This is a genomic window from Streptacidiphilus jeojiensis, from assembly GCF_042510965.1.
Lineage (GTDB): Bacteria > Actinomycetota > Actinomycetes > Streptomycetales > Streptomycetaceae > Streptacidiphilus > Streptacidiphilus jeojiensis.
In genome coordinates, this window is sequence record NZ_JBEUKS010000016.1 from 1 (window position 1) to 21,688 (window position 21,688).

At 72.1% G+C, this 21,688-nt stretch carries 21 protein-coding genes; 7 read left to right on the plus strand and 14 right to left on the minus strand.

Annotated features, from left to right (window positions below; translation table 11 throughout):
• Positions 1-224: 224 nt before the first annotated feature.
• From ABUW04_RS33575 to ABUW04_RS33600, 6 genes are all read right to left on the minus strand, one after another.
• Positions 225-791 (minus strand): GNAT family N-acetyltransferase, encoded by a 567-nt coding sequence (locus tag ABUW04_RS33575; protein ID WP_380568245.1) that lies wholly within the window; start codon positions 789-791, stop codon positions 225-227.
• An 80-nt stretch (positions 792-871) separates the two neighbouring features.
• Positions 872-1,954 carry a threonine aldolase family protein gene (locus ABUW04_RS33580; RefSeq protein ID WP_030247931.1) on the minus strand — a complete coding sequence of 361 codons (1,083 nt, stop codon included), beginning with the start codon at positions 1,952-1,954 and terminating at the stop codon, positions 872-874.
• Entirely contained in the window at positions 1,951-2,748 is a 798-nt protein-coding gene (locus tag ABUW04_RS33585) for an SDR family NAD(P)-dependent oxidoreductase (RefSeq protein WP_380568246.1), read from the minus strand. Before ABUW04_RS33585 ends, ABUW04_RS33580 begins: the two co-directional genes overlap by 4 nt.
• The gene (locus tag ABUW04_RS33590; protein ID WP_030247933.1) at positions 2,745-4,142 is read right to left on the minus strand and encodes a DUF6421 family protein; all 1,398 of its coding nucleotides are present in this window, start codon (positions 4,140-4,142) and stop codon (positions 2,745-2,747) included. Before ABUW04_RS33590 ends, ABUW04_RS33585 begins: the two co-directional genes overlap by 4 nt.
• A 204-nt stretch (positions 4,143-4,346) precedes the next feature.
• Complete coding sequence (locus ABUW04_RS33595) at positions 4,347-5,072, minus strand: polysaccharide deacetylase family protein (RefSeq protein WP_030247935.1); 726 nt, start codon at positions 5,070-5,072, stop codon at positions 4,347-4,349.
• The gene (locus tag ABUW04_RS33600; RefSeq protein WP_380568247.1) at positions 5,069-6,346 is read right to left on the minus strand and encodes an MGDG synthase family glycosyltransferase; all 1,278 of its coding nucleotides are present in this window, start codon (positions 6,344-6,346) and stop codon (positions 5,069-5,071) included. The genes ABUW04_RS33595 and ABUW04_RS33600 overlap by 4 nt, the downstream gene beginning before the upstream one ends.
• 368 nt (positions 6,347-6,714) lie before the next feature.
• Here ABUW04_RS33600 and ABUW04_RS33605 point away from each other — a divergent pair, with 368 nt between their 5' ends.
• From ABUW04_RS33605 to ABUW04_RS33615, 3 genes are all read left to right on the plus strand, one after another.
• Positions 6,715-7,353, plus strand: coding sequence for a DUF5134 domain-containing protein (locus tag ABUW04_RS33605; protein WP_380568248.1), 639 nt, complete (start codon positions 6,715-6,717; stop codon positions 7,351-7,353).
• Positions 7,354-7,503: 150 nt separating this feature from the next.
• The gene (locus ABUW04_RS33610; RefSeq protein ID WP_380568249.1) at positions 7,504-8,457 is read left to right on the plus strand and encodes a M56 family metallopeptidase; all 954 of its coding nucleotides are present in this window, start codon (positions 7,504-7,506) and stop codon (positions 8,455-8,457) included.
• A 235-nt stretch (positions 8,458-8,692) separates the two neighbouring features.
• Positions 8,693-9,622, plus strand: coding sequence for a DMT family transporter (locus ABUW04_RS33615; RefSeq protein ID WP_051724708.1), 930 nt, complete (start codon positions 8,693-8,695; stop codon positions 9,620-9,622).
• A 70-nt stretch (positions 9,623-9,692) separates the two neighbouring features.
• On the opposite strand, the gene ABUW04_RS33620 is transcribed toward ABUW04_RS33615, so the two are convergent.
• From ABUW04_RS33620 to ABUW04_RS33630, 3 genes are all read right to left on the minus strand, one after another.
• The gene (locus tag ABUW04_RS33620) at positions 9,693-10,928 is read right to left on the minus strand and encodes an MFS transporter (RefSeq protein ID WP_380568250.1); all 1,236 of its coding nucleotides are present in this window, start codon (positions 10,926-10,928) and stop codon (positions 9,693-9,695) included.
• Positions 10,925-11,491 carry a winged helix-turn-helix domain-containing protein gene (locus tag ABUW04_RS33625; protein WP_380568251.1) on the minus strand — a complete coding sequence of 189 codons (567 nt, stop codon included), beginning with the start codon at positions 11,489-11,491 and terminating at the stop codon, positions 10,925-10,927. Before ABUW04_RS33625 ends, ABUW04_RS33620 begins: the two co-directional genes overlap by 4 nt.
• Before the next feature lie 76 nt (positions 11,492-11,567).
• Positions 11,568-11,960, minus strand: coding sequence for a MarR family winged helix-turn-helix transcriptional regulator (locus ABUW04_RS33630; protein WP_084713289.1), 393 nt, complete (start codon positions 11,958-11,960; stop codon positions 11,568-11,570).
• Between the two features lie 87 nt (positions 11,961-12,047).
• On the opposite strand from ABUW04_RS33630, the gene ABUW04_RS33635 reads away from it, so the two are divergent.
• Both ABUW04_RS33635 and ABUW04_RS33640 read left to right on the plus strand, forming a co-directional pair.
• Positions 12,048-13,577: an MFS transporter gene (locus ABUW04_RS33635; RefSeq protein ID WP_380568252.1), complete on the plus strand. Its 1,530-nt coding sequence runs from the start codon at positions 12,048-12,050 to the stop codon at positions 13,575-13,577.
• 152 nt (positions 13,578-13,729) lie between these two features.
• Complete coding sequence (locus ABUW04_RS33640; protein WP_037593945.1) at positions 13,730-14,308, plus strand: TetR/AcrR family transcriptional regulator; 579 nt, start codon at positions 13,730-13,732, stop codon at positions 14,306-14,308.
• A 34-nt stretch (positions 14,309-14,342) separates the two neighbouring features.
• Here the strand turns inward: ABUW04_RS33640 and ABUW04_RS33645 are convergent, their stop codons facing one another.
• Positions 14,343-15,209 (minus strand): helix-turn-helix domain-containing protein, encoded by an 867-nt coding sequence (locus ABUW04_RS33645; RefSeq protein ID WP_030247955.1) that lies wholly within the window; start codon positions 15,207-15,209, stop codon positions 14,343-14,345.
• Between the two features lie 422 nt (positions 15,210-15,631).
• On the opposite strand from ABUW04_RS33645, the gene ABUW04_RS33650 reads away from it, so the two are divergent.
• Entirely contained in the window at positions 15,632-16,216 is a 585-nt protein-coding gene (locus tag ABUW04_RS33650) for an ATP-binding protein (RefSeq protein ID WP_380568253.1), read from the plus strand.
• 101 nt (positions 16,217-16,317) lie between these two features.
• Here the strand turns inward: ABUW04_RS33650 and ABUW04_RS33655 are convergent, their stop codons facing one another.
• Positions 16,318-16,560, minus strand: coding sequence for a DUF397 domain-containing protein (locus tag ABUW04_RS33655; protein ID WP_030247960.1), 243 nt, complete (start codon positions 16,558-16,560; stop codon positions 16,318-16,320).
• A gap of 456 nt (positions 16,561-17,016) precedes the next feature.
• Between ABUW04_RS33655 and ABUW04_RS33660 the strand changes: the two genes are divergently transcribed.
• On the plus strand, positions 17,017-17,871 hold the full coding sequence (locus ABUW04_RS33660; RefSeq protein ID WP_030247963.1) for a sirohydrochlorin chelatase: 855 nt from the start codon (positions 17,017-17,019) through the stop codon (positions 17,869-17,871).
• A gap of 110 nt (positions 17,872-17,981) precedes the next feature.
• Here ABUW04_RS33660 and ABUW04_RS33665 read toward each other — a convergent pair whose 3' ends face one another.
• The 3 genes from ABUW04_RS33665 to ABUW04_RS33675 all read right to left on the minus strand — a co-directional run bounded on the left by ABUW04_RS33665 (position 17,982) and on the right by ABUW04_RS33675 (position 21,688).
• A complete protein-coding gene (locus ABUW04_RS33665; RefSeq protein ID WP_030247964.1) occupies positions 17,982-19,007 on the minus strand; it encodes a LacI family DNA-binding transcriptional regulator in 1,026 nt (341 codons plus the stop codon).
• Between the two features lie 137 nt (positions 19,008-19,144).
• On the minus strand, positions 19,145-20,428 hold the full coding sequence (locus ABUW04_RS33670) for an MFS transporter (protein WP_380568254.1): 1,284 nt from the start codon (positions 20,426-20,428) through the stop codon (positions 19,145-19,147).
• Between the two features lie 183 nt (positions 20,429-20,611).
• Positions 20,612-21,688 (minus strand): LacI family DNA-binding transcriptional regulator, encoded by a 1,077-nt coding sequence (locus ABUW04_RS33675; RefSeq protein WP_051724712.1) that lies wholly within the window; start codon positions 21,686-21,688, stop codon positions 20,612-20,614.

Consider the following 21,688-nt stretch of genomic DNA (forward strand, 5'->3'; position numbering starts at 1 on the left):
ACACCAGCCCTCCGGGCGCTTCCTTCGTTTTCCACCGTACCAGACCGTTTCCGGCCCGTTCCGACGAGTGAAACTCTAGCGGAATTTCTCGGTCCGAGCCAATTCCGCCGTTTTCCCGATAAAAGGCATGCCAAAGAAGAGCCGTGCCGTCTCATCAGGGGTTTCGCCGCCACCGCTGTCCGCAGGGCAACTCGCAGGACACTACGTGGACGGCCCAGGTGGAGTCAAATCGTGGACTCACGGACGTGTCGGTGTCCCTCGTCCGGGAAGCGTGGTGGATGGGCCGGTAGGTGGTCGGCAAAGGTGAAGCCGGATTTCTCGGCCACGCGGCAGGAGGCGTGGTTCTCCACGCTGTGGAGCAGTTGCAGCCGGGGCACCTGCCGCAGCGCCCATTCGGCAACGGCCGACACCGCGGCCGGGGCTATCCCGCGCCCTCGGACCTCCGTCGCGGTCCAGTACCCGATCTCGGCGGGGCCCGAGGCCGTACCGTCGCCACCGGCGCCACCGGCGCCACCAGGGTCGGCCAGGCCCAGCCTCTTCACGACCACATGGCCGATGGGGCCGGCCTCCGCCCGTACGTCTTCGATGACGGCGAAGCTGCACCGCGTGCCGTCGGCCCAGCCGGCCTCCTGGGCGGCCAGCCACACCCGGGCCTCCGCCATCCCCGTGACGCGGTTGTCCAGGAAGCGCTGCATCATCGGGTCCTGGTGGGCCGCGACCAGCGACGGCAGGTCCTCCGCACGCCAGGGGCGCAGGGTCAGCCCGGGCTCGGCCGAGAGATTGATCGTCATGGGCCCCAAGTTACCCACGTCCGCAGACGAAGGGCCCCGGGGTTCACAACCCCGGGGCCCTTCTGCCGAACCCGACCCGATCAGCGCTTGCCCATCTCCTCGGCGATCGCCGCCGCGAAGGAGTCGATGTCGGCCTCGGTGGTGTCGAAGGCCGCCATCCAGCGGACCTCGCCGGTGTGCTCGTTCCAGAAGTAGAAGCGGTAGCTCTTCTGCAGGCGCTCGCTGACCTCGCGCGGGAGGAGCGCGAAGACCGCGTTGGCCTGGACCGGGCGGACCACCTCGACGCCGTCAATGTCGCGGACCGCGGCTTCGAGGCGGCGGGCCATCGCATTGGCGTGGCTCGCGCTGCGCAGCCAGAGGTCGCCGCTCAGCAGCGCTTCGAACTGCACCGAGACGAAGCGCATCTTCGATGCGAGCTGCATCGACATCTTCCGCAGGAAGAGGATGTTCTTCACCGCGTCCGGGTTGAGCACCACCACGGCCTCGCCCATCAACAGCCCGTTCTTGGTGCCGCCGAAGGAGAGGACGTCCACGCCCGCGTCGGTGGTGAAGGCCCGCAGCGGGAGGTTCAGCGACGCCGCCGCATTGGCAAGGCGCGAGCCGTCCACGTGGACGAGCATGCCGCGCTCGTGGGCGTGGTCGCAGATCGCCCGGATCTCCTCGGCGGTGTAGAGGGTGCCGAGCTCGGTGCTCTGGGTGATGGAGACGGCCAGCGGCTGGGCGCGGTGCTCGTCGCCCCAGCCCCAGGCCTGACGGTCGATCAGTTCAGGGGTCAGCTTCCCGTCCGGGGTGGGGACGGTGAGCAGCTTGAGGCCCGCGATCTTCTCCGGTGCGCCGCACTCGTCGACGTTGATGTGGGCGGTCTCGGCGGCGACCACCGCGCCCCAGCGCGGCAGCAGCGCCTGCAGCGCGACCACGTTGGCGCCGGTGCCGTTGAAGACCGGGTACGCCTCGGCCCGCTCGCCGAAGTGGCTGCGGAAGACGTCCTGGAGGTGCGAGGTGTACTCGTCCTCGCCGTAGGAGATCTGGTGGCCGCCGTTGGCGAGGGCGAGGGCGGCGAGGACCTCCGGGTGGACGCCGGCGTAGTTGTCGCTGGCGAAGCCGCGTACGGAGGGGTCGTGACGGCGCTGGGCGTCCGTGCTGGTGGTGGCGGCTTCGGTCATCGGGGCGTCAGCCACAGGTGCTGTCCGTTCAGGTCGGCTGCGGGTCGGTTCCACAGGTCGGTGATGGTGGTGGCCAGGTCGTCGACGTGGGTGAAGCCGGCGAACTTGGCGTTCGGCTTGGCCACCCGCATCTCATCGGTGACCAGGGCCTTGATGACCAGGATGGCAGCCGCCGCACGCTCGGGTTGCTCTTCCGCGGCAACCAGGGTGCGGAAGGAGTCCGCGAGCGACAGCGTCCAGGTCTCGGCCGCGGCCTTGGCGGCCGCGTAGGCGGCGTTCCCCGCGGTGGGCTTGGCGGCGCCGGCCGCCGAGACGACCGCGAAGCGGGCCTGCGGGCTGCGCAGCAGCGCGTCGTGGAAGCCCAGGGTGGTGTGCTGCAGGGTGCGGACCAGCTGGTCGTGCAGGAAGTCCCAGTCCGACAGGTCGATGTCGGTGAACTTCTTGCTGCCGCGCCAGCCGCCGACCAGGTGGATCAGCCCGTCGACGCTGCCGTGCTCGGCCTCGATGTGGTCGGACCAGTCCCCCGCGGCCTGCGGGTCCAGCAGGTCGAGCACCTGGCCGACGACGGTGGCGCCGGGGACAGCGCGGCGGGTGGCGTCGAGCAGCGCGTCCAGCCGGCGCGGGTCGGTCCCGGCGCAGGCCACGGTGGCACCGGCGGCGGCCAGCGCCCGTACGGCCGCCCGTCCCGCCGGACCGGTGGCGCCGGCTACGGCGACGACGCGTCCCTGCATCGGCAGGGGCGCGGACCCGGACGAGGACGCGGACCCGGCGGTGGCCGCCGTGCCGGCGCTCATGCGGCGCTCCGGAGCTCGCTGGTGCCGGTGATCCCGGTGGTGGAGGCGATGACCCCGCCGAGCTTCTTGGACAGGGCCTCGAAGAACATGCTGAGCGGGAACTCGTCCGGCAGGACGGCGTCGCACAGCGCCTTGTTGAGCGACTTGGCGTCGCTGTGCTCGGTCAGCGGCAGCGCGTCGGGGCCCTTGGCCCACACCGAGGCGGGGTGCGGGGTCAGGTAGCGCGAGACCAGCTGGTAGGCCGCGATCCAGTGCGCGGTCTTGGGCCGGTCGATGCCGTCCCGGTAGAGGGTCTCGATCTCGGTGCAGAGGTCGGTGGTGACGTCGGCGACGCGGTCCCAGTCGATCCGCAGCCGGTTGTCGGTCCAGCGCAGCGCGTCGTGCTTGTGCAGGTAGGCGAAGAGCAGCTGGCCGCCCAGGCCGTCGTAGTTGCGGACCCGGCCGCCGCTGACCGGAAAGCGGAACATCCGGTCGAAGAGGATGGCGTACTGCACGTTGCGGCCCATCGGGCCGGAGTGCGGCTGCCCCTCCTTCTCCAGCTGGACCGCGGCCTTGAAGGCGGTGAGGTCGCAGCGCAGCTCCTCCAGCCCGTACATCCAGAACGGGCTGCGCTGCTTGATCATGAAGGGGTCGAACGGCAGGTCGCCGTGGCTGTGGGTGCGGTCGTGGATGAGGTCCCAGAGCACGAAGGTCTCCTGGGAGAGCTTCTGGTCGTCCAGCAGCGCGGCGGCGTCGGCGGGGATGTCCAGGCCGAGGGCGCCGACGGCGGCGCTGCTGACGGCGCGGAAGCGGGCGGCCTCGCGGTCGCAGAAGATGCCGCCCCAGGTGAAGCGCTCGGGGGCCTCGCGCACCGCGACGGTCTCGGGGAACAGCACCGCGGAGTTGGTGTCGTACCCGGAGGTGAAGTCGATGAAGGTGATCGGTACGAACATCGGGTTGTCGAAGCGGGTGCGCTCCAGCTCCGCCAGCCAGTCCGGCCAGACCACGGTGAGCAGCACGGCCTCGATGTTGCGGTCCGGGTTGCCGTTCTGGGTGTACATCGGGAAGACGACCAGGTGGAGCAGGCCGTCCTCGCGCTGCGCCGCGGGCTGGAAGGCGAGCAGCGAGTCCAGGAAGTCGGGCACGGCGTAGCCGGAGGCGCGCCAGCGCTCCAGGTCGGTGACCACGGCGTCCAGATAGGCGGCGTCGTGCGGGAAGTGCGGGGCGAGCTCGCGCACCGCGGCGGTGATGGCGGTGAGCAGGGCGTCGGCCTCGTCACGGGTCCCGGCGCCGCGGGAGTTGAGGTCAATGGAGCCGTCCTTGGACTGCAGCGGTCGGATCGCCTCGACGGCCTCCTTGAGCCGCATCCAGGCAGGGCTGACTGCCGAAGGGAGTTCGGGCGAGAGATTTTGCATGACAACCCTGCCTGTACCGAAGGAACTGTTGTCCGGACACCGTATATACAGAAGGTTCTTCTGTTCAAGGGAAGGTCGACGGAGCGAAAATGACACACCTCACAGACCACTCTCGCCCGACCTGCCCCATCACGCAGAACGGCACCCCGGCCGATGGGCCGGGGTGCCGTCGCTGACGTCGGGTGTAATAAGGAGCAGGGGTGACTACAGGCCGTGCTCCGCGAGCGGGCCGACCTTCCAGCCCTGCTCCTCGCAGTGGTCCAGCAGCCGCGGCAGGGCGCTGAGGGTCGCGGTCCAGGAGGCCGGGGCCGAGGTGCAGTCGGAGTCGTGCAGCAGGACGGTGCCGCCGCCGCGCAGATTGCGGGTGACCGTGTCGAAGACCGAGCTGCCGGTGGCGCCGGCGCGCCAGTCCGCGCCCCAGCTGGTCCACAGCACCGGGCGCATCCCCAGGCCGCGCGCGGTGACCAGCGCCGAGGTGGTGGCGACGCCGTACGGGGGCCGGTACCAGCGCGGGGTCTCCCCGGTCGCTTCGGTGACCAGCGCATGGGCGCGGGTGAGGTCGTCGCGGGTCTGTCCGGGCGTACGGAGCACCATCGGGCGGTGCAGGTAGCCGTGGACCGCGATCTCGTGCCCGGCGTCGGTGATCGCCCGACCGAGCCCGGGGTCGCGCTCCAGCATGAAGCCCAGCAGGAAGAAGGTCGCCTTGACGCCCCGGTTCTCCAGCAGGCTGAGGAAGCGCGGGGTGGACAGCGGGTCGGGGCCGTCGTCGAAGGTCAGCGCGATGTGGTCGGGGGCGCCCTGCCCGCCGTAGCCGGGGAGCAGCCGGGTCCGCAGGGTCTCCAGCGGCTGGACGGCGGTGACGGCCGGGGCGGCGTGGGCGAGGGCCAGGCCCCCGGCGACGGCGGCGGCTGCCTTGACTACGCGGCTCAACGGACGGACTCCATCGTGGCGGGGACGGCGGTGGGAAGCGCGGCGGCGGGGAGGGCCACCGCAGGCAGGGCGACGCTGGAGCGGGCGGCCGAGCCCGCGGCCGGGTCGGCGGCCGCGTCGTCGCCGGCTGCCGCGAGGCGGTCCAGGCCCGCGTAGGCGAGCAGGACCTGGACGGCGTCCGCGCCGGGACGGCGGGCCGCCGAGATCGGCGTGACCCGGTCCGAGAGGGCACCGGCCAGGGCCCCGGCGAGCTCGCCGGAGTGCCGGGCCCAGCGGGCTATCCCGGCCTCGTCCAGCGCGGCCGCGTTGGTGAGCCCGTGCCCGGGTATGGAGCGGTAGGTCACCACCGGCAGGGCGCTGGCGACGGCCTCCTGGACGGTCATCCCGCCGGCGTTCTGCACCAGTACGTCGGCGGCGTGCATCAGGCTCGGCATGTCGTCCACCCAGCCGTGGGCGTGCTTGACCCCGGCGGCGAGCAGGCGCTCGCGCAGCCCCTCGTTGCGGCCGCAGACCACGACGCAGGTGATCCCCGGGTCGGCCGCCTCGACGTCCGCGACGGTGCGCTCCAGCTCGCCGGCGCCCCAGGAGCCGCCGACCAGCAGCGCCAGCCGTGCGTCCTGCGGCAGGCCCCAGCGGGCCCGGGCGGCGAAGCGGGCCTCCGGCGTCGCCGGGGTGAACCGCCGGTCCACCAGCGGGGCGACCACCGAGACGTCCGCGCAGCCGACCGCGCGGGCCTGGACGGCGGCGACCTGGTGCAGCGCCAGGTGCGCGTCCACGCCGGGGGCGGCCCAGAGCTGGTGCACCGAGAAGTCGGTGAGATAGGTGTGCACCGGGGTGCAGACCTTGCCGCGCAGCCGCAGCCGGCCCAGGACCTGGCTGGCCAGCGGGTAGGTCGCGATGACCATGCGGGTGGTGTCGCCCTGGACCGCCCTGCGGATGCTGCGCCCGGCAAGGGCGGTGAACAGCGACGCTTGGATCCCGGCCATCCGCGGGTTGTCCATCCCGCCGTAGAGCAGCTTCCAGGTCCACGGGGCCCGCGAGATCATGCCGTGGTACGAGCCGACGAACACCCGGCCGGTGGATCCCGGCATCAGGTCCAGGAAGTCGTGGCGGTCCACGACCATCCCGGCCTCCTCCAGGCGTGCGGCGAGCTGCTCCGCGACCGCGTCATGACCGGCCCCGACGCTCGCCGACACGATGACGGCACGCGGCGGCGGGGTGGTTGCGCCAGTACCGGCGCTGCGCTGCCGGGGAATGCGGATCAGTCGGCCCATGGTCGAGGTCTCGTTCCTGCTTCTGGATGCTTGGCCTCCGAGGCGGTGGTGCTCCGTGCTGCGGCCTGGGGGCTCGGGCATCCCCAACCTAACGATCTCCGTCCCACCGGAAGACAGACCCGGGGATGATTCAGCCCCACCAGCCACGTAGTCCCACTGAGGCAGGGAATCGGCCACGTACTCCCGTGGGAGTACGGCGGTTCTCAGGGAGTGCACCCGGGAGGACCCCGACATCCGGGGCGGGGCAGGGCGCGGACGGCGGCACCGGGGGTGGCAGGCGGCCGACTGCACTCGTGCGCCCCCTGTTGCGCCCTGTAGTTCTCGGCCACTCAGCGTCATGGTGGGAACAGGACTCGAGGGGAGACCGGATGCATGGTCCCGCCGCCGTCGGATGGCTGCTGACCGGACTGATGGGAGCGACCGGACTGTACTGCCTGGTCAGGCTGGTGCGCAGGAGCGCCTCCCGGGCCGAGCGCGAGCTCGACGCCTCGGAGGCGCTGAAGGGTCTGGGCATGGCGGCGATGGCACTGCCGCTCGGGCTGGGGCGGGAGGTGCCGGCGGCGGTGTGGGTGGCGCTCTTCGGCGTCGCGGCGGTGTGGTCGCTCGCAGTGGGCCTGCTCCCTGTCGGCGGGGCGTCCCAAGGGCACCGGGGCCATCACCTCTACCACGGGGTGGGGCACCTGGCGATGGTCTACATGGCCGTGGTGATGGGCGCCGGACTGGGAGCGGCCGGTGCCGGCGGGCAGGCCGCGATGCCGGGCATGGCCGGGATGGCCACCGCGACCGCCGGCGCCGGGGTGCCCCTGGTCACCGGAGCACTGCTGGTGTTCTTCGGCGGGTACGCGGTGCTGGCCGGCGCCCGGCTGATCGCCGCGCCGGCCCTCGCCGGGGGTGGCACGCCGGGGCGCGGGTCGGTGACGAGCCGGTTGCTGGGGGCGCCGGAACTGCCTCAGGCCTGCCGGATGGTGCTGGGCCTGGGCATGTTCACCATGCTGCTGGCCATCTGAGCCGCCGGCCGCCGACAGTCCGGGCAGCGGCCGGCGGCGGCGTGGCGTGCGTCACGCCCTTCGGATTCCGCTGCCACGGCGACCCCGTGCCGCATAGGTTTGGCCCGCACGCAGTGTCGCGTGTCCTGGGTCCCGCCGGCGGAGGTCTGGTTGAACGCGCTGCCCGCCCTACTGCTGCTCGGCCTGGTACTGGCCACGGCCGGCCCGCGGCTGCTGGCCCGGGCCCGCTGGGCCGAGCGCGAACCGGTGCTGGCGCTCTGGGCCTGGCAGTGCCTGGTGCTGGCCGCGCTGCTCTGCTGCGGCCTGGCGCTGCTGCTGACCGCGGCCGCGGCCTGGCCCGAGGTGCGGACCCTGCTGTTCTCCGGAGCGCCGCGCGGTGTCGAGGCCGCCTACGGCATACCGCTCTCCCGCCCCTGGGCCGTCGCCGCCGCCGTGCTGCTCGCGGTGGGCGGCGCCCGTACCGCGCTGGCGCTGGGGAGCGAGGTGCGCTCGGCGCGTGCGCTGCGCCGGCGCCGACTGCGGGAGCTGCGGCTGCGGGCTCCGGAACTGCCCTCGGGGTTGGAGCGGGTCCGCCGCCCGGACGCCGGCGAGCGGCTGGTCGTCCTGGAGAGCGCCAAGCCGAACGCCTGGTCGCTGCCGGGTCCGGCCACCCGTCTGGTGGTCACCACCGGCGCGCTGCACCGGCTGAGCGACCGGGAGCTGGCCGCGGTGCTGGAGCACGAGCGCGGACACGTTCGGGCCAGGCACCACTGGCTGCTGCAGTGCGCCGAGGCGCTCAACAGCGGCTTCCCCGGCGCCGGGATCTTCCGGCTGTTCCGCGAGCAGGTGGGACGGCTGGTGGAGCTGGCTGCCGACGACTCCGCCGCGCGCCGGCACGGACGGCTGGCCACCGCCGTCGCCCTGGTCGAGCTGAACACCGCGCACGGCCCCGTCCCGCAGTGTCCCGGGCTGCTGGACCAGGTCCCCGGACGGGTGGAGCGGCTGCTCGCCGGTGAGCCGCGGCTGCCGGTGGCCCGGCGGCTGCGGCTCACCGCGGCGACCCTGGCCGCGCTCAGCGCACCGCTGGCACTGGTGTTCGCACCCGGGTTGCGTGTGCTCATCTGAGGGGTTTCTGAGGTTTTCTGCAGTCGGCCTGAGAGGTTTCTGAAGCCTTTCCTGCCCGGCTGTGATTTGCGTTGACGCGCAGGCCATTCCCAGCCGACCGCGCTAGGCTTCCCCGCAACAGACGGTGTCCGAAACGTCCGCGTGAGCACGGGCGTATGGACGAACCGGCAGTGGGCAGGCGGAGAGCAGGAATTCCGGCTGGTCAGTGCGGGCTGGGACGTGGGGTGAACACTTCGTGACGGTGTTTCTGCTCGGTGTGGGCGCTGCATGTCTGCTGGGACTCGGCTTCGTTCTCCAGCAGCACGCGGCGCAGCGCGCACCGCGCTCCGACATCCTGTCCTACCGGCTGCTGCTGCGGCTGATGCGACAGCCGGAGTGGCTGCTCGGGATCGCCTTCATGGTCGGCGGCCAGGTGCTCAGCGCGATGGCGCTGTCGGCCGGACGGATCTCACTGGTGGAGCCACTGCTGGCCACCAATCTGCTGTTCGCCATGCTGCTGGCGCGCACCATCACCGGCCAGCGGCTGGGCCGCTCCGGCTGGGGCGGGGTACTGCTGCTGGCCGCCGGGGTCACCGCGTTCATCACCAGCGGGGAGCCGACCGGCGGCGGGACCGAGGCCGGGGTGCTCCGGCACTGGCTGGTGTTCGGAGTGGTGGCCGGGGTCGCCCTGCTGCTGGTCTCCATCGCCAGACGGCTGCCGCTGTTCGAGGAGGCCACCCTGCTGGCGCTGGCCGCGGGCCTGCTCTACGGCCTCCAGGACGCGCTGACGCGGACCGCGGGACAGCGGTTCAAGCACGGCGGTCTGGCCCTGCTGCTGAGCAGCTGGCAGACCTGGACCGTGGTGGCGATCGGCGTGATCGGCCTGATCCTGGTCCAGAGCGCGTTCGAGTCGGCCCCGTTGCGGATGTCGCTGCCGGCCCTGACCGCCGCCCAGCCGCTGGCGGGGATCGCCTGCGGGGTGGGATTCCTCGGCGACCGGCTCCGGCTGACCCCGGGGGCGCTGGCCGGCGAGGCCGTCGGCCTGGTCTGCATCGTGCTGGGCGTGATCATCATCGGCAGGCACCCGGCGATGCCGGACGCCTGCGCCGAGAGCTGCGTCGAGGAGGCCGTCCGGGCCGCCCAGCGCGAGGCCGCCGCCGCCCAGCGGGCCGGCGTGCGGGGCTGACCCGCTCGGGCGCCCGCCTACGCCAGGAGCAGTACTCGCCCCTCGGTCGGCCCGTCGTCCGGCTCCGCCGTCACGGTTCGACCCCCGCCACGGTCTGCACAGCCGCTTCGGCGGCCTCCGGGGTCCGGTCGGTCCGCTGGTCCCGGCGGGTGCCCAGGAAGGCGGCGGCCAGCAGCATCAGCGCGGTCATGGCGCACAGCAGCAGCCGGAAGTCGACGACGGCCAGCAGCGCCGCCCCGACCGCGATGGAGGCCGCCTGGGGGACGGTGACCAGGACGTTGAAGGCGGCGTCGGCACGGCCCATCAGCTCGGGCGGGGTGCGCCGCTGGAGCGAGGTGACCAGGCCGATCAGGATCCACGGCAGGCTGGCCCCGACCAGGGCCGTGCCCAGCAGGGCGGCGGCCAGGATGCCCGGCGCCAGCAGCAGGAAGCCGGCCCCTGCGGCGACCAGGCCGAGGGCGACCAGCGGGCCCTCGCCGATCCTGCGCATCAGCGCGGCCGCGCCGATCCCGGCGACGACGGCGCCCGCGCCCTGGGCCGAGGTGAGCACACCGAGGAAGGCCGGCGGCCGGTGCAGGCCCTGGTCGACGACGGCGAAGCAGACGGACTCCGCGAAGCCGAACGCGGTGACCGCCAGGACCGCGGCCAGCACCAGCTGCCGCAGCGCCGGGACCGAGAGCACATGCCGTACGCCCGCGGTGACCTGACGCGTCATCCGTTCGGCGGAACGCACCGGCGCCGGCTCCTCGGTCCGCATCAGGACCAGCAGCAGGGCGGCGGCCAGGAAGGTCGCCGCGTCGGCCACGACCAGGGTGCCGATGCCGACCACGGCGACCGCGCCGGCGCCCAGCAGCGGGGTGACCAGGCGCAGCCCCTGCAGCAGGGTCTGCAGCAGGCCATTGGCCTCGCCCAGCTCCCCGGCCGGGACGACGGTCTGCATCAGCGCGGTCTGGGCCGAGGCGATCAGGCCGTTGAGGAAGCCGTAGCCGACCATCACGGTGTAGATGATCCACAGGCCGTGCCGGCCGTGGACCAGCAACAGCGGCAGGATCGCCACGGCCGCCAGCAGGTTCAGCCGGATCAGCAGCGGACGGCGCCGGACCCGGTCCACCAGCAGCCCGGCGGCCGGGGAGCAGGCGTTGCCGACGATGAAGGCGAAGAAGGACAGCCCGGCGGCCGAGGAACTGCCGGTGAGCATCTTGATCCAGATGCCGACGGCGATCCACATGGCGCTGTCGCCGAGGGTGGACAGCACCTGGCCGGCTATGAAGCAGCGGAGCTCGCGCCGGGCGAGCAGGCGCCTCATCGGACCGCGTCGTACGGGTAGGTGAACTGGATGTGCTCCAGCGGCAGGCTGTCGGGCGGGCGCAGCGCCGGGTTCTCCATGCGGTTGTGGTAGCGCAGCACCAGGTCCGCCATCCCCTCGTGGAAGGCCTTGGCCTCCTCCGGGGTGAGGTACAGCACCGTCTCCGAGGCGCTGGTGGCCTTGCGCCACTCCTCGGAGAAGCTGGCCCGGCGGCCGGCGACCTTGGCGAGCCGGGCGAGCCAGGTCTCCCACAGGAAGCCGGCCAGGGCATTGGCCTCCACGGTGTCCTCGTCGAAGCGGAAGCCCACGTGCTTGAGCTGCCAGGGCCGGCGGCGCCCGGTGCCGCCGCCGGCCTCCTCCACGAACCCGTACTTGGCCAGGGTGCGCAGATGGAAGGCGCAGTTGGTCGGCGATTCGCCGACCACGGCGGCGGCCTCGGTGGCGGTGAGGGCACCGTCCCGGCCGAGGGCCTCCAGCAGCGCGATCCGGGTGGGGTGGGCGATCGCGCGCATGGCCTTGGGATCGGTGAGGGTTCTCAGCGGCCGCGGCTCTTCGGAAGACATGTTTCGAAACGTTACGCTCGAAAGAGTTCTTTCGACAAGAGGCACACCGAAAGAAGGTGAGGGCACGGGACGGGCTTCAGCCGGTCAGCATCTCCGCGAGCACGCTGCGGTGGGTCGGCACGGCGTCGGTGTGGCGGTCGCGGCCGGCGGGGGTGAGGCAGACGGAGACGCCGCGGCGGTCCTCCGGGCACATCGAGCGCTCGACCAGGCCGGCCTTCTCCAGGCGGGCGATCAGTCGGGACAGCGCGCTCTGGCTGAGGTGGACCGAGGTGGCCAGCTCCTGTACCCGGAGCGAGGCGGCGCAGTCCCCAGAGGTGCCCTCCACCAGGCGTTCCAGCACCTCGAACTCGCTCATGCCCAGACCGTGACGCTCGTTCAGCTCACGGTCCAGGGCGCACGCGGTGGCGGCCTGGCGGGCGAGGAGGGTGCGCCAGGCTTCGACGAGCTCGGGGTCGGTGGGAGCGCTCACCAGAGCAGTGTAGCAGTTGCAGTGGAACTTAATGAGTTAACATTTAATTCACGTGCATTGAATGCACATGCATGTAGTCTCCTCCGCATGACCACAGCCACCACCACTACCCGATGGAGCCCCCGCCTCTGGGGCACCCTCGTCGTCCTCTGCGCGGCCCTGTTCCTCGACGCCCTGGATGTGTCGATGGTCGGGGTCGCCCTTCCCTCGATCCGAACCGACCTGAATCTGAGCACCACGTCGCTGCAGTGGGTGGTCAGCGGCTACGTCCTCGGCTACGGCGGGCTGCTGCTGCTCGGCGGGCGGGCCGCCGACCTGCTCGGGCGGCGGCGGGTGTTCCTCGCCGCGCTGGCCGTCTTCGCCGTCGCCTCGCTGCTCGGCGGACTGGTGGACGACGGCGGACTGCTGATCGCCACCCGGTTCGTCAAGGGCGTCGCCGCCGCCTTCACCGCGCCGGCCGGCCTGTCCATCATCACCACGACCTTTCCCGAGGGGCACCAGCGCAACCGGGCCCTGAGCATCTACACCACCTGCGGCGCCAGCGGCTTCTCGCTCGGCCTGGTGCTCAGCGGGCTGCTGACCGAGGTCGGCTGGCGCTGGACCTTCCTGCTGCCGTTCCCGCTGGCACTGCTGGCGCTGGCGGCCGGAAGCAGGCTGATCCCGCGTCAGGAGCGGCCGCAGCGCGAGGGACGCGGCTACGACCTGCTCGGCGCGGTGACCGCCACCGGCGGCCTGCTGCTGCTCGTCTACACGGTCACCCAGGCCCAGGGGGTCGGCTGGGGCAGCGCCCGTACCGTGCTGTCGCTGGTCGGGGTGGCGGCGCTGTTCGCGGCCTTCGTCGCGGTGGAGCAGCGCACCGCGCATCCGCTGGTGCGGCTGGGGATCTTCCGCAACGGGCTGGTGGCCCGGGCCAACATCGGCGCGCTGGCCTGCTTCGGCGCCTACGTCGGCTTCCAGTTCATCGCGACGCTGTACCTGCAGTCGCTGCTCGGCTGGTCCGCGCTGGAGATGGCGATGGGCTTCCTGCCGGCCGGCGTGCTGGTGGTGGCCTCGGCGACCCGGATGGGCGCGCTGGTGGACCGCTTCGGGACGACCAAGCTGATGCTGGTCGGCTTCCCGGCCGCGCTGCTGGGCTACGCCAACTTCCTGCGGATCGGCCCGCACTCGGACTACCTGACGGTGATCCTGCCGTCGATGGTGCTGCTCGGGATCCACTTCGCGCTGGTCTTCCCCTCGCTCAACATCCAGGCCACCGACGGGGTCGCCGACGACGAGCAGGGGCTGGCCTCCGGGCTGGTGAACACCTCGTTCCAGATCGGCGGCGCGGTGGTGCTGGCCGTGGTCACCGCGGTGGTGACCAGCGGTGGCAGCGGCGGCGTGCACGCCCAACTGAGCGCCGACCACCGGGCGGTGGGCGTGGTGGCCGGGGTGGCGCTGCTGGGGCTGCTGGTGACCGCGCTGGGCGCGGTGCAGGACCGGCGGACGGCACGGGCCACGGCCGCCGCCCACCCGGTGCCGGACTACCCGGTCCCGGCGCCCGGCGCGGGCCCTGCGACGGCCCCTGGAACGGGAGTTGACGTTCTGGACGGCGCACCGGCCGGTTCGGCCGCGGAATAGGCCGTCCAGCGCCCCTGAGAGCCCGCCCGTACGGGGTTCGGGCGGGCCGCCCGGTAGTTCGCCGATCCCCCGCGTCGGCGAACTACCCGGGCGGCCACATGCGTTCGAGCGTGGCCGTATATTGGCCAGCAGCCAATGAACGCAGGAGCACCATGTCACCCCGACGCGCATCAGTCAACGAGGCCATGCGGGCCCGGTCCCGTTCGCGGATCATGCAGGCCACCGTCGAGTTGGTGGACGAACGGGGCTTTACGGGCACGACTCTCGGCGACATAGCCGAGCGGGCCGGCCTGGCCAGGGGCCTGGTCTCGTACTACTTCCCGGGCAAGCGCTACCTGCTGCAGTCCTCGATGCACCGGCTGATGCACCTGTCCCTGGCGGCGGAGCTGGCGAAGCTGGCCGAGACCGATCCGCCGGACCTCTGGCTGGCCACCTCGATCGACACGGTGCTGACGCTGACCCGGGACCGGCCGACGCTGATGCGCACCCACCTGGCGCTGATCCTGGCGCCGAGCGCGGAGGGGTTCATCCAGGACGAGGAGCAGCGGCGGTTCGGCGCGCTGCTCCAGGGGGTGCTGCGGCGGCGCGGGGCCGCCGACCCGGTCGCGGAGCACGCGGTGCTCCGCAGCGCCCTGATGGGCGCCTGCATGGGGATGCTGCTGCCCGGGGCGGAGACGTCCTACGCGCTGATCCGCGCGGACCTGTTCGCCCGCTACGGCCTGGAGCCCTGACCGGCCCCGGGCGATCCGGATCGGACCGCCCGGATCAGATCTCCTTGAGCAGCGAGGACAGCAGCTCCACGCTGCTCTCCGGGGTCAGGCTGTCGACGCTGAGCCGCTCCATCACCTGGACGTACTGGTCCACGTCGTCGCGCTTGTCCAGGTACAGGGCACTGGTGAGCTGCTCCAGGTAGACCACGTCGGGCAGGTCCTGCTCGGGGAAGCGCAGGATGGTGAAGGCACCGCTCTCCGCGGCGTGGCCGCCGAAGCGGAACGGCATCACCTGCACCACGATGTTGGGCATGTCGGCCGCGTCGATGAGGCGCTGTATCTGGGCCTTCATCACCGCCGGGCCGCCCACCGGACGCCGCAGCGCGGCCTCGTCGACCACGGCCCAGAGCCGGGGCCCGTCGCCCTCGGCGACCAGCTTCTGACGGCGCATCCGCACGTTGATGCGGCGCTCCAGCTCACCGGGGTCGGTGTGCGGGCGGTTCAGCAGCATGATCGACCGGGCGTAGTCCTCGGTCTGCAGCAGGCCGGGGATGAACTGCACCTGGTAGGTGCGGATCAGCGCCGCCGCCTCCTCCAGGCCGACGTAGGTCTGGAACCAGTTGGGCATGGCGTCACTGAAACTGTGCCACCAGCCGGCCTGGTTGGCCTCGCGCACCAGGGTCACCAGAGCGGCGCGCTCGGTCTCGTCATCGACGCCGTACAGGCTCAGTAGGTCCGTCACGTCCCGCTCCTTGAAGCTGACGCGGCCGAGTTCCATGCGGCTGATCTTCGATTCGGAGGCCCTGATGGTGTAGCCCGCGTCTTCACGGGTGATCCCCTTAGCCTCACGGAGTCGGCGCAGCTGGGAGCCGAGGAGGATACGGCGCACCATCGAGCCGCTCCCCGGCTGAACTGTGGTCATTCCGTTGAACCTCCACCCAATGAAATCAGCGCACAGTCTGCCACTGTCCGGTGGCGAAGGGTGCCCAAACGGACAGGTTTGTGTCAAGAACCCGGACGGGATGGCCCCACGTCAGTAGTGACGCCTGCGGCGAGCAACCATGAGACTACTCCTTGCACACGAAGATGCACGTGCAGATGCCCGGGTCGCACATGCACGTGAATCCACCCTTGCATCTGGCGTGAGCGGGGAGGAGCATGATGCACGTGCACATGCACACCCACTGGCAGTCCTGCGGGGAGCCCGCTCCCCCCTCACGCCACTCCGCGCCACCGCCCCGTCAACCGTTCGGTGACGCGGCGGAGCTCGGCGTCGCGCGCGCGACCCCGGCAGGGCAGACCTCGGCAGAAATGCCTGCAGCGCCCTTATGGGAGGAGCTCTTCATGGGCCTGAGCCCGGCACTGGCCACGGACCCCGACGTGGTCAACTGCGCCCTCGCCCCCCGGCTGGAATCCGTGCGCACTGCACGTGAGTTCACCAAGCTGACGTTGAACCGGTGGGGTCTCGGCGACCTCTTCGACGACATCGCCCTGGTGACCAGCGAACTCGTGACCAACGCGCTGCGCCACGCGCTCGCGGCCGCGAGCGTGCCCGAACAGCGGACCAGCGCCTGGGGAAAGCGCGGGGCCGGCAGCCCGGGACCGATCACCCAGAAGTTCGGCGACGCCCCGCAGGCCCCCGCCCCGTTGATACGCCTCAGCCTGGTCCGGCGGGCGCCGCAGGTGGTGTGCGCGGTGAGCGACCCCAGCAGCTCGGGTCCGGTCACCCGGGAGCCGGACTGGGTCGCCGAGTCGGGACGCGGCCTGCACCTGGTGGACTCGTTCAGCCAGTCCTGGGGCTGGCACCCGGTGGCCGCCGGAAAGGTGGTCTGGGCCCTGTTCGAGCTCGACGAGGCAGCCGCCCTCCAGGAGGGCGCGCTCCAGGACATCGGGGAGACACAGACGGAGCGGCGGTACCAGGGGGAGTGACTCCCCCGGCACCGCCGCTCCGTGTGTCGGGTCCGGCCGCCGGCCGGGTCCAGCGGCGGTCGGGGCCGGACCGGGGTCCGGGCCGCCGACCGCTCCGGCGCTCAGGCCGGCTCGGCGAGGTGGTCGAACTCGCCCTTCTTCATCCCGTCTATCAGCGCCGCTATCTCGGCCCGTGTGTAGATCAGGGCCGGCCCCTCGGGGAACCGCGAGTTGCGCACCGCCACATCGCCGTCCGCCAGCCGGGCCAACTCGACACAGTCACCCTGCGAATTGCTCAGACGGCTCTTCTGCCAGACCACACCCTCGATCTCCGTGGCGGCCATGCCGTTGTACATGCGAAGCATCGGTGTCTCCTGGTTGTGCGAGCCGTGCAGGATGGGCCAGAGAGGCGCCTCACTGCACGTGATGATAACGCCAGTGCACTTGCACGTGCAGCTGCTTATGCGCGTGCACGTGCGTTCACCACATGTGACAACTTCCGCTCCGTAATGCTGGGCTGACGGATCGAAAGGGACAAAAGCCACCTGACTCGTCGCTCTGGGCTACGGGCGCACTGCAACGCGCCGCCGACCGGCAATCAAGATCCACAGCGCGCAGCGCCCCGGTGACACACAGTCAGTAATCATGTGCGTCGCACACCTATGTGACGCTGCTCACCGTGATCCGGTTGCAACGCGCACAGGCGCCGCAAATATATGACCGGATTTGAGGATGATTCAGGGGGTATGGCCACGCCGCTGAACCGCAAAGAAGGGTGCCCGACTTCAGCAGTCCGCACACATGACCTACGATCGTCCGACATGAGCTCTGCCGCCACCCCCAGCACACCGCTGCCCGTCCGCACGCCCGGGACCAGGGCACGCGGCCGGCACCGTCGGCCCGAACGCCACGAGATCCCCGCGGAGGCCCCCGCGCTGCTTCTGGCCGTACCCGCCGAGGCCACTCCGGCCACGCAGCAGATCGCCGACGAGCTGGTCGCGCTGATCCGCGCCGAGCAGCCCGGGATCGACGCGCGGGCCGGGTACCTGTCCGCGAACGGCACCGACGGCGACGGCACCGAGACCCTCGCCGCGCTGCTGAGCGCGGCCGCCGCCGAGGAGCGTCCGGCCCCGGTGGTCGTGCCGCTGCTGCCCGGTCCCTCCGACTCCTTCCGGGACGCCGTCAGCGGCATCCCCGGCGAGGTCAGGGTCACCGACACGCTCGGCCCGCACCCGCTGCTGGCCGAGGCCCTGCACGTACGGCTGTCCGAGGCCGGGCTCGCCCGCGCCGACCGGGCCAGGCTGTTCGCCATCAACACCTCCGCCGACGGCGTGGTGCTCGCCACCGTCGGCGGTGCCGAGGCGCTGCAGCTCGCCGAGGTGACCGCGGTGCTGCTGGCCGCCCGGCTGGCCGTGCCGGTGGTGGCGGCCGCGCTGGACGAGCCCGGATCGGTGGCCGCCGCGGCCGCGCACCTGCGCGCGACCGGCAGTGCCCAACCCGCGCTGGCCCCCTATGTCTTCGGTCCCGAGGTGGACCCGGACCTGCTCAAGTCGGTGACGGCGGAGGCCGAGTGCCAGGCGTCGGAGCCGCTGGGGGCGTACCCGACGGTGGCGCGGCTGGTGCTGGGGCTCTACCTGACGGCTCTGGGCATGGAACTGGACCCCGACCTCACCTGAGCCGACCTCAGCTGAGCGGGACCCGGCCGAGCGGGCACAGCACGGCGGGGGCGCGGGGCGGTTGCCCGGTGCCCCCGCCGTGCTGTGCCGTGCTGTGCTGTTCTCCGCCGTCAGTCGCGCGGCCGGGCCGCCCCGGTCGAGCCGCGGACCACCAGCTCCGGCTGGAACACGAACTCGCCGCGCTGCGCCGGGTTGCCGCCGATCTCCTCCAGCAGGACGTTGACCGCCGCCGCGCCCATCGCCTCGACCGGCTGACGGATCGTCGTCAGCGGCGGGTCGGCGAAGGCGATCAGCGGGGAGTCGTCGAAACCGACCACCGACACGTCCCCGGGCACCGAGAGGCCCCGCGAGCGTGCCCCGCGGATCGCCCCGAAGGCCATCAGGTCGCTGCCGCAGACGATCGCCGTGCAGCCCTTGTCCAGCAGCGCCCCGGCGGCCGCCTGGCCGCCCTCCACGCTGAACAGCGAGTGCTGGACCAGTTCGGCGGACTCGGCCGGCTCCATGCCCAGCCGGGTGCGCATCGCCTCGGCGAAACCCTCCAGCTTGCGCTCCACCGGCACGAACCTGGCCGGGCCCACCGCCAGTCCGATCCGCCGGTGGCCGAGGCCCACCAGGTGCTGCACCGCCATCTGCATGGCCGCACGGTCGTCCGGGGAGATGAACGGGGCCGCGATCTTCGAGCTGTAGCCGTTGATCATGACGAAGGGGACGCCCTTGCCGGTGAGCCTGGCGTAGCGCTCGGTGTCGGCGCTGGTGTCCGCGTGCAGCCCGGAGATGAAGCAGATGCCGGTGACGCCCCGTTCGACCAGCAGCTCCACCAACTCGTCCTCGGTGGAGCCTCCCGGGGTCTGCGTGCACAGCACCGGCGTGTAGCCGTAACGGGTCAGCACCTGCTCGATGACCTGGGTGAAGGCCGGGAAGATCGGGTTGCTCAACTCCGGGGTGATCAGCCCGATCAGCCCGGCGCTGCGCTGGCGCAGCCGGGTGGGCCGCTCGTACCCCAGGACGTCCAGGGCGGCGATCACCATCTGCCGGGTGGTGGCGGAGACCCCCGGCTTGCCGTTCAGCACCCGGGAGACGGTGGCTTCGCTCACCCCGGCCTGTGCCGCGATATCCGCCAGCCGTGCGGTGTTCACTCAGCTTCTCCTCGGGAAGTCCTGGCGCAGGGGCCGGCCGACACGTGTTCACGTGGGGGTGCGGGGGGTCGCCCCCCGAAGGTTTTGAGCAAGTGTTCCCCAGTCAGTGTCGGTCCGCTGCCGTACAGCATCGCACCCTATTGCACCTGACTGACCGGTCCGGGCGCTTCGGAACGTTCTCCTTCCGGCCGGACGGCGCCGGCGGCCGGCGCGGCGAGTCCGCGCCGGCCCAGCAGCGCGATCAGCAGGGCGAGACCGCTCATCGCCGCGGGGATCCGGAACCCGGCGCCGGGGCCCAGGTGCTGCACCGCCCAACCGCCCACCGCGGCGCCCCCGGAGACGCCCAGCAGCAGGCCGGTGACGGCCCAGCCGAAGCCCTCGTTGAGCTTCTGCGGCGGAACGCAGTCGCGGACCAGGCCCATGCCGGTCACCATGGTCGGCGCGGTGCTGAGCCCGGCCCCGAACAGCACCGCGGCCAGCGTCGGAAGGCTGCCGACCAGCGGCAGCAGCGCCAGCAGCGCCGTCATCAGCAGCAGGCACAGCGGCAGTCGCACCGCGGCGGCGCCCTTGGGCTTCCAGAGCCCGAAGGCGAGTCCGGACAGGCACGACCCCAGCGCGTAGCAGGCCAGCACCAGGCTGGCGGCGGCCTTGTGGCCGAGGTGGTCGGCGAAGCCGATGACGGTGATCTCGTTGACGCCGAACACCCCGCCGGTGGCCAGCAGGGTCAGCACCAGGACCCGCAGCCCGGGCGAGCGCAGCGCGGAGCCGCCGCGGGCCTCGCGGTCCGTACCGTCCGCGCCGTCAGCACCGTCCGCGCCGGCCCGGGCCACCGGCGGCTCGGTGCGCCGCTGGGCGCAGAACAGCACCGTCCCCAGCAGCATGACCACTCCGGCCGCCAGGAAGCCGGCGGCCGGGAACAGGGTGGTGGCCAGCATGGTCGCCGCCAGCGGGCCGAGGATGAAGCAGATCTCGTCGATCACCGCCTCCAACGCGTAGGCGCTGTGCAGCACTTCCTCGTCGCCCCGGTACAGCGCGGCCCAGCGGGCCCGGGACATGGTGCCGATGTTGGGGCCCAGGCCGGTGACCGCGGCGGTGCCGAAGAGCAGCCAGCCGGGGCCGTCGAAGCGCAGGCACAGCAGCTCGGCGAAGCCGCCGGCGGTCGACACCAGCACGGCCGGAACCGCCACCCTGGCCTGGCCGTGACGGTCCATCAGCCGGGATATCTGCGGGCCCGCCACGGCGACCACCACCAGCACCGTGGCGGCCAGCGAGCCGGCCAGCGAGTAGGAATGCCGCCAGCCGGTGATCATGAAAACGGCGGCGACGCCGGTCATCCCCATGGGGAACCGGGCGAGCAGCCCGGTGAGGGCGAAGGCGACGGTACCCGGTTCCACGAAGACCCGGCGGTAACTACTGAACACAACTCTCCTGAAGTGTCTGCGGATTGGCCCCGTCAGTATGGGATCCGGCATCGCCGCAGGTGCAACAGGTTATTTCCGGGCCCGGGGTGTCCGGGGCGCGGATCCCGGGGCATGCCGGAAGCGGGGCCGGACGGGGAGGCACCTCCCGTCCGGTCCCGCTCTCCTGCGGGCCCGCGCGACCCCTCAGACGCGCGGGCGGGCCGCCCCGGTGGAGCCCCGGACGACCAGCTCGGGTTGGAAGACGAACTCGGCACGGTGCAGGGCGTTGCCGTTGATCTCCTCCAGCAGCGCGTCGACCGCCGCCGCGCCCATCGCCTCGACCGGCTGACGGATCGTCGTCAGCGGCGGGTCGGCGAAGGCGATCAGCGGGGAGTCGTCGAAACCGACCACCGACACGTCGCCCGGTACGTGGAAGCCGTGCTGGCGGGCGGCCCTGATGACGCCGAAGGCCATCAGGTCGCTGCCGCAGACCACGGCGGTGCAGCCGGCCTCCAGCAGCGCCGCCGCTGCCGCGTGGCCGCCCTCGACGCTGAACAGGGTGTGCTGGATCCGGCCGGCGATCTCCTCGTCGGACTGGCCGAGGAGCTCGCGGCAGGCGGCGGTGAAGCCCTCCAGCTTGCGCAGCACCGGGACGAAGCGGCGCTGGCCCAGGGCGAGCCCGATCCGCTCGTGGCCGAGCTCGACCAGGTGCTGCACGGCCATCCGCATCGCCGCCCGGTCGTCCGGGGAGACGAACGGCGCGGAGATCCGCTCGCTGTAGCCGTTGATCAGCACATAGGGCACACCGCGGCCGGCCAGCCGGGCGTAGCGCTCCATGTCGGCCGTGGTGTCCGCGTGCAGCCCGGAGACGAACACGATGCCGGTGACGCCGCGCTCCACCAGCATGTCGACCAGTTCGTCCTCGGTCGAGCCGCCGGGGGTCTGGGTGCACAGCAGCGGCGTGTAGCCGTAGCGGGTCAGCACCTGCTCGATGACCTGGGCCAGCGCCGGGAAGATCGGGTTGTTGAGCTCGGGGGTGATCAGCCCGATCAGTCCGGCGCTGCGCTGCCGCAGCCGCACCGGGCGGTCGTAGCCGAGCACGTCCAGGGCGGCGAGCACCGACTGACGGGTCGTCGGGGAGACCCCGGCCCGGCCGTTGAAGACCCGGGACACGGTCGCCTCGCTGACCCCGGCCTGGGCGGCGATGTCGGCGAGCCGAGCCGTCGGCTGCGCCGGCTGGGGCGATGCCGCCGACGGGGACGCCGCTGAGGGAGAGCCCAT